Annotated in this window: 9 protein-coding genes; 6 read left to right on the top strand and 3 right to left on the bottom strand. The window is 64.1% G+C overall.

The annotated features are described in order from the left end of the window. The 4 genes from BN60_RS10595 to BN60_RS10580 form a co-directional block, all read left to right on the top strand. Positions 1-604 (top strand): 2-oxo acid dehydrogenase subunit E2 (locus BN60_RS10595; protein WP_020696017.1); only part of this gene is annotated, 604 nt, incomplete at its 5' end. A gap of 9 nt (positions 605-613) precedes the next feature. Then, complete coding sequence (lpdA, locus tag BN60_RS10590; protein WP_020696016.1) at positions 614-2,026, top strand: dihydrolipoyl dehydrogenase; 1,413 nt, start codon at positions 614-616, stop codon at positions 2,024-2,026. A gap of 6 nt (positions 2,027-2,032) precedes the next feature. After that, positions 2,033-2,992: a lipoyl synthase gene (gene lipA, locus BN60_RS10585; protein ID WP_020696015.1), complete on the top strand. Its 960-nt coding sequence runs from the start codon at positions 2,033-2,035 to the stop codon at positions 2,990-2,992. Between the two features lie 7 nt (positions 2,993-2,999). Beyond that, a complete protein-coding gene (locus BN60_RS10580) occupies positions 3,000-3,470 on the top strand; it encodes a type II toxin-antitoxin system RatA family toxin (protein WP_020696014.1) in 471 nt (156 codons plus the stop codon). On the opposite strand, the gene BN60_RS10575 is transcribed toward BN60_RS10580, so the two are convergent. Beyond that, positions 3,467-4,687: an AI-2E family transporter gene (locus tag BN60_RS10575; RefSeq protein ID WP_148283375.1), complete on the bottom strand. Its 1,221-nt coding sequence runs from the start codon at positions 4,685-4,687 to the stop codon at positions 3,467-3,469. The genes BN60_RS10580 and BN60_RS10575 overlap by 4 nt on opposite strands. Before the next feature lie 195 nt (positions 4,688-4,882). Here BN60_RS10575 and BN60_RS10570 point away from each other — a divergent pair, with 195 nt between their 5' ends. Then, complete coding sequence (locus BN60_RS10570; protein WP_020696012.1) at positions 4,883-5,248, top strand: PRC-barrel domain-containing protein; 366 nt, start codon at positions 4,883-4,885, stop codon at positions 5,246-5,248. An 81-nt stretch (positions 5,249-5,329) separates the two neighbouring features. On the opposite strand, the gene BN60_RS10565 is transcribed toward BN60_RS10570, so the two are convergent. Further along, the gene (locus BN60_RS10565; protein WP_020696011.1) at positions 5,330-5,509 is read right to left on the bottom strand and encodes a hypothetical protein; all 180 of its coding nucleotides are present in this window, start codon (positions 5,507-5,509) and stop codon (positions 5,330-5,332) included. Positions 5,510-5,753: 244 nt separating this feature from the next. On the opposite strand from BN60_RS10565, the gene BN60_RS10560 reads away from it, so the two are divergent. After that, positions 5,754-6,302, top strand: a complete 549-nt coding sequence (locus tag BN60_RS10560; protein WP_020696010.1) for a hemerythrin domain-containing protein — start codon at positions 5,754-5,756, stop codon at positions 6,300-6,302. Here BN60_RS10560 and BN60_RS10555 read toward each other — a convergent pair. After that, the gene (locus BN60_RS10555) at positions 6,299-6,790 is read right to left on the bottom strand and encodes a CinA family protein (RefSeq protein ID WP_020696009.1); all 492 of its coding nucleotides are present in this window, start codon (positions 6,788-6,790) and stop codon (positions 6,299-6,301) included. The genes BN60_RS10560 and BN60_RS10555 overlap by 4 nt on opposite strands. Positions 6,791-6,792: the final 2 nt, after the last annotated feature.

Below are 6,792 nucleotides of genomic sequence, written 5' to 3'. Positions count from 1 at the left end.
CTACCTAACGGTCGAACTGGAAATCGACGCGCTGCTGGCGGCGCGTCAGGCGATCAACGCCGTCACCGAGAAGAAGGGCGCCAAGGTCTCGGTCAACGACATGGTGATCAAGGCCTGCGCCAAGGCACTGCGCGATCATCCCGAGTGCAACGCCTCGTGGACCGAGGACGAGATGATCCAGTACGGCGCCGTCGACATCTCGGTCGCCGTGGCCACCGACCGCGGTCTGATCACGCCCATCGTGCGCAATGCCGACATGAAGGGCCTGGCGCAGATTGCGACCGAGATGAAGGATCTCGCCGCGCGCGCCAAGGTCGGTAAGCTGAAGCTCGAAGAGTTCCAGGGCGGCGGCTTCACGATCTCCAACCTGGGCATGTTCGGGGTCAAGGACTTTGCCGCCATCATCAACCCGCCGCAGGCGATGATCCTCGCCGTCGGCGCGGGCGAGGAGCGGCCAGTGGTGCGCAAAGGGCAGGTCGCCGTGCGCAACATGATGAACTGCACCCTGGCGGTCGATCATCGCGTCGTCGACGGCGCCATGGGTGCGCAATTCCTGCAGACCCTGCGGAGCTACGTCGAGCAGCCCGCCGCGATGCTGGCCTAGGAGCAGATCATGGCCGACAGCAGCTTCGATCTCATCGTCGTGGGCGGCGGGCCGGGTGGCTATGTCGCTGCGATCCGTGCCGCCCAGCTCGGCATGAAGACCGCCGTCGTCGAACGCGAACACATGGGCGGCATCTGCCTCAACTGGGGCTGCATCCCAACCAAGGCGCTGCTGCGCACGTCGGAGGTCTTCGGCCTGATCAAGCATGCCGATTCCTTCGGTCTGTCGGTCAAGGACGTGTCGTTCGATCCGAAGAAGATCGTCGAGCGCTCGCGCAAGGTCGCGAACCAGCTCAGCAACGGCGTCAAAGGGTTGATGAAGAAGAACAAGATCACGGTCTTCGATGGCACCGCCAAACTCGCGGCCAGCGAGGGCGGCCAACGCAAGCTCGCCGTCGCGATGAACGACAAGACCAACGTGACGCTGACGGCCAAGAACGTGATTCTTGCAACCGGCGCACGGGCGCGTCAGCTTCCCGGCCTCGAAGCCGATGGCAAGCTGGTGTGGAGCTACAAGGAAGCGATGGTGCCGCCGGAGTTTCCCAAGTCGCTGCTGGTGATCGGCTCCGGTGCGATTGGTATCGAGTTCGCGAGCTTCTATCGCACCATGGGCGCCGAAGTGACGGTGGCCGAAGTGATGGATCGCATCCTGCCGGTCGAGGACGAGGAAGTGTCGGCCTTTGCCAAGCGGGCATTCGAGAAGCAGGGCATGAAGATCCTGACCAGCGCCACGGTGTCGAACCTGAAGAAGGGTGCCAACAACGTCACGGCCACGATCACCGCGGGCGGCAAGAGCCAGGAGATCACGGTCGACCGCGTCATCAGCGCCGTCGGTATCGTGGGCAATGTCGAGAACCTGGGCCTCGAAGGCACCAAGGTGAAGGTCGAGAAAACCCATATCGCGATCGACCAGTGGGGCTTTACGGGCGAGCCGAATGTCTATGCCATCGGCGACGTGGCAGGTCCGCCGTGGCTTGCCCACAAGGCGATGCACGAGGGTGTGCTGGTGGTCGAGAAGATCGCCGGCGTGAAGGGCGTGCATCCGATGAAAACCGAAAGCATCCCGGGCTGCACCTACTGCCAGCCGCAGGTGGCGAGCATCGGGCTCACCGAAGCCGCGGCCAAGGCCAAGGGCCTGCAGGTCAAGGTCGGCAAGTTTCCCTTCATCGGCAACGGCAAGGCCATCGCGCTGGGTGAGCCCGAGGGCTTCGTCAAGACGATCTTCGATGCCAAGACCGGCGAGCTGTTGGGCGCACACATGATCGGCGCCGAAGTGACGGAGCTGATCCAGGGCTACAGCATCGCCAAGACGCTGGAGACTACCGAGGCCGAGCTCATGGCCACGGTGTTTCCGCACCCCACGCTGTCCGAGATGATGCACGAGTCGGTACTGGCGGCGTACGGCCGGACGCTCCATATCTAGGCCGTCATGGACGGGACCCTCGACAAACTTTCGCTGAGCCGCGCCGAGCGCCACCCCGAGAAGGCGCATCGGCCCGACAATCCGATTCCGCGCAAGCCGGAATGGATCAGGGTGCGTGCGCCAAACTCTCCGGAGTACGCTGAAACCAAGAAGCTGATGCGCCAGTACGGTCTTTCGACCGTTTGCGAGGAAGCTGCCTGCCCGAACATCGGCGAGTGCTGGAAGCAGAAGCACGCCACCTTCATGATCATGGGCGAGACCTGCACGCGGGCCTGCGCCTTCTGCAATGTGGCCACCGGCAAGCCGGGTGCGCTGAATCCACACGAACCGGGCAACGTCGCCGAGGCTGTCGGCAAGCTCGGCCTTGACCATGTCGTGGTGACCTCCGTGGATCGCGACGATCTGGACGATGGTGGGGCAGGGCACTTCGCTGACGTGATCACCGCCCTCCACAAGTCGGCGCCCAGGACCACGGTCGAGATCCTGACACCGGACTTCATGCGCAAGCCCGGCGCCATCGAGACCGTCGTCGCGGCGCGACCGGATGTCTTCAACCACAACCTCGAGACGGTGCCGCGGCTCTACCCGACGATCCGGCCGGGCGCCCGCTACTTCACTTCGCTGCGCCTGCTTGCGCGGGTGAAGGAGATCGATCCGTCGATGTTCACCAAGTCCGGCCTGATGGTCGGGCTCGGCGAGACGCGCGAAGAAATCCTCCAAGTGATGGACGATCTGCGGGCCGCCGATGTCGATTTCCTGACGGTAGGCCAGTATCTGCAGCCGACGCCCAAGCATGCCGCCCTGGATCGCTTCTGGACGCCGGCCGAGTTCGACGAGCTGGCGAAGCTCGCCCGCGCCAAGGGCTTCCTGATGGTGTCGGCATCGCCGCTGACACGCTCCAGCTACCATGCCGGGGACGACTTCGCGCGGCTGCGGGCGGCGCGTGCAGCCCAGCTCGGGCGCTGATCGACCCTTGTCGACCCGTCACGCCGAACGCCGCGTCGTCAGCTACCCGCCGCATCAGCTCTACGAACTGGTGGCCGACGTGGCGCGCTACCCCGAGTTTCTGCCGTGGTGTCACGCTGCGCGCATCCGGCGTCAGGAGAGCCCGACCGTCGAGATCGCGGAACTGGCCATTGGCTTTGGTCCCTTCCATGAAAAGTTCGTGTCGCGCGTGGTGCGCACGCCGGACGATCCGGGGGGGCCGCGCATCGACACAATCGGCATCGAGGGACCCTTCCGGTTGCTGAAGAGTCGTTGGGTGTTCCAGCCGCATGCCGAAGGCACGTTGATCGACTTCGAACTGGAATTCGATTTCCGCTCGCTGATCCTGCAGAAGACGGTGCAGCTGCTATTTGCCGAAGCGGTACGCCGAATGGTCTCTGCCTTCGAAGCGAGGGCCCAGAAGCTCTATGGCCACACCGGAGTGATTGCGGCCACTTAGGCCGTTTCCCGTCTGGCCGGCCTCGTTGGCATGCGATGCCGTCGCGGTGACCCGGGACGGAGTGGAGCCGAGGCGAGTGGTGGTTTGACCGCGAGGCGCTCGCTCACCGGCCGATCGTCGGACAGCAACACTTCCAGCCATCGCAACGAGGGCAGGTGGGCAGCGACCGTGCTGAGCAGGATCAAGAGAGGGACCGCCACGATGGCGCCGACGGCGCCCCACATCCAGCCGAGCAGCGCCACGCCGGCGAACACGGCCACGGCATTGAGGGCGCAGCGCCGGCTGACGAAGATGGGGGTGACGAGCTGCGACTCGACAAAATGGATGACCGCCAGCGCCAGGGGCGCAGCGACCATGAAGGTCCACTCCTCGTAAGTCAGGAGAGCAACCAGGGCGACGAGGCCGATCGCAACCGGCGGGCCGATGAAGGGAACGAACGAGGCGAGCCCCATCAGCACGCCCCACAGGAGTGCGTTCGGAAAGCCGAGCAACGCCAACACCGTCGTCGAAGCCGCAGCGACAATCGTATAGATCACGGCAAGCGCAAACAGGTAATGACCGACGCGCTCGTTGATGTCCCGCATGATCCGGGCAAGGCGCACGCGGGTGGGGAAAGTCGTGGCGATACGAAGGATCTGCCGTTTGTGCTCGTTGCGATGAGACAGCAGCATGAAGGAGAGCACGGCGGCGTAGCCTATTTGTAGCAGGATCGCCGGCGTGGTCTTGGCAAGCTCGCCAAGCAACGACTGCTCTCGCGCAACAACCTTCTCGGGAGGCGAAGGCGTGGCAGCCGGCGGCGTGGCTGGGCCCGTTGTCGCCTGCTCGACTCTCTCTGAAACCTGCCTGACGATTGCCAGCGATTTGCGGAGTCCCTCCAGCTTGCGTTCAAGCCTGTAGGCGATAAACGGAGCCTGCTCGGCCCAGCTCGTCACGGCCGGCGCCGCCACGGCGAGCAGGCCGGCCACCGCGATGGCAAGAAGGAGAACCGAAGCAGCGGCCGCTCCCCAGGTCGGCACGCGAAGGCGTTCGAGCGTGTTTGCAACTGGAGTCAGTATCAGGGCCAGCACGATCGCGGCCGCTGTCGGAATCAGGAAGTCGCGTGCCAGCCAGGCGATGACGCCGACAGCGCAAACGGCCAGTACCATGAGGGGGCGGCGGATCGCCGATCCGCCGCGCACATGAACTGTCGGGACAGGCAGCTCTGATAGGTCCGACACCGAAGCCCTCGCAGATCGGCAACAACGCCGCCGCGATCCTGAGGTTGCTTGGTCGGCGAGCGCCGGCTCCGCTCGTGAACTCCGTTGTGCTTCGGCGGGAGGATCGTCCGACGGCTGCAACGCCTGCGAAGGCGGCGACGTTCACCTTTCAATCCGCACCTGCGGATGACCCCCCAGAAATCGAAGGAGGCTTTCATGGCAGACGTCACGCAGATCACATCCGGTACACTGATCGCGGCAGAGCGCGTAAACGGCACGAACGTCTACAATCCTGCCGGCGAGAAGCTTGGCAGCGTCGAAGACATCATGCTCGACAAGGTGAGCGGCCGTGCCATCTACGCGATCATGTCGTTCGGCGGCTTTCTCGGCATGGGCGAGAAGCATCACCCACTGCCCTGGTCGAGCCTGAAGTACGACACGGGCAAGGAAGGTTACGTCGTCGATCTCGACAAGAAGAAGCTGGAAGGCGCCCCGAGCTACGATGATCGGGATTTCCGCTGGACGCCCGACTACGGTCGTCAGGTCGACAAGTATTACGGCGTACCGACTTACTGGATCTGATCGGAGCGAGGCAGCCGGGCAAGGTGTATCCGCCGGCGCAATTGAAGAGAGGGAGGCAGCGTGGCTGCCTCCCTCATATCGTCAGCGTGCCGGAGTCGTGACGGTGGTTGTGGTTGTCGGCGGCGTATACGGATCGCCGCTATAGACGGTCGTCGTACGCTGGGTCGTCGGCGCGGGGGCCGGCTGCACGGTCTCGCTTTTGAAGGAACAGCCCGCCGCCATGACCGCAGCGCCGAGCACAATGAAAGTCACAATTCTCATGATCGCTCTCCCTATTGAGTTAGGGGCAAACGTTCGCGAAGCATGCGCAGTTCCCCGCAGGCGCGTTTCCAGTGGGCGACCAATGCTCTGTACGCCAACGTACGCGCGACAGTGCGCATCCGATGAAGTACCGGCGCGGCCAAATTGCCGAGTCAACGCAACGCCGCCGCTGGCTCTCCCGTTAGCGGAAGCATTCCATGCCTAATGCCTATTTCCCGCCAAAACACCATCATTGGAGCCGCTAATGCCCCGCCGCGCGCCAGCCGACGCCATTGCCTTGCTAAAGGCGGACCATCGCAAGGTCGAAAATCTGTTCGAGAAGTTCCAGAACGCTCGCGAAGATGATCGCAAGCGCGCTCTGGTGCGTGAGATCTGCACCGAACTCACGATCCACGCCATGATCGAAGAAGAGATCTTCTATCCAGCCTGCAAGGGCAAGATCAAGGACGAGGAGCTTCTCGACGAAGGCTACGTCGAGCATGACGGCGCCAAGGTCTTGATCGCCGAGTTGCTCGACGGCTCGCCGTCCGACGAGTTCTACGACGCCAAGGTCACGGTGCTGTCGGAGATGATCAAGCACCATGTCAAAGAGGAGGAGCGGCGCTCGGAAGGGCTGTTCGCCCAGGCCCGCGACGCCCGCCTGGACATGGAGGCGCTGCTCGACCGGCTGATGGCACGCAAGGAGGAGCTGACAAGCAAATTCGGGAACGGCGCGAAGCTGCCGCCACCCAAGACCCGTAGCTACACGGGCCACAAGCTGGAGCAGAGCCACCCGGTGCAGGTGGCCGCTTAGTTCTCGACCAGCGTCGCCAGCATCGTCAGCGCCGTGAGCACGGAGACACGGCGGATACCATCGCGGTCGCCGGGGAACACATGACGCTCGGCGACTGGCTCCCGGCCTTGGCGAACGGCTCCGAAATGCACCAGCCCGACCGGCTTCTCGGCCGAGCCGCCGCCGGGGCCTGCAACGCCCGTTACGGAAACGGCAAGCTGGGCATTCGAGCGGGCGAGGGCGCCTGACGCCATGGCGCGCGCCACCGGGTCGCTGACGGCGCCATGGCCCAGGATCGCATCCCAGGGCACGCCCAGCATCTCGCGCTTGGCTTCGTTGGAATAGGTGATGAAGGCGCGATCCACGACATCGGAGGAACCGGCAATCGCCGTCAGCGTGGCGGCGATCAGGCCGCCGGTACAGGATTCGGCCGTCACAACCTTGAGGCCGCTCTTGCGGCAGGCGAACAGAACACGCTCGGCAGCGTCTCTCATTTCATGATCGAACATGC

Source organism: Reyranella massiliensis 521, from assembly GCF_000312425.1.
Lineage (GTDB): Bacteria > Pseudomonadota > Alphaproteobacteria > Reyranellales > Reyranellaceae > Reyranella > Reyranella massiliensis.
This window is presented reverse-complemented; position numbering and strand designations above follow the sequence as displayed.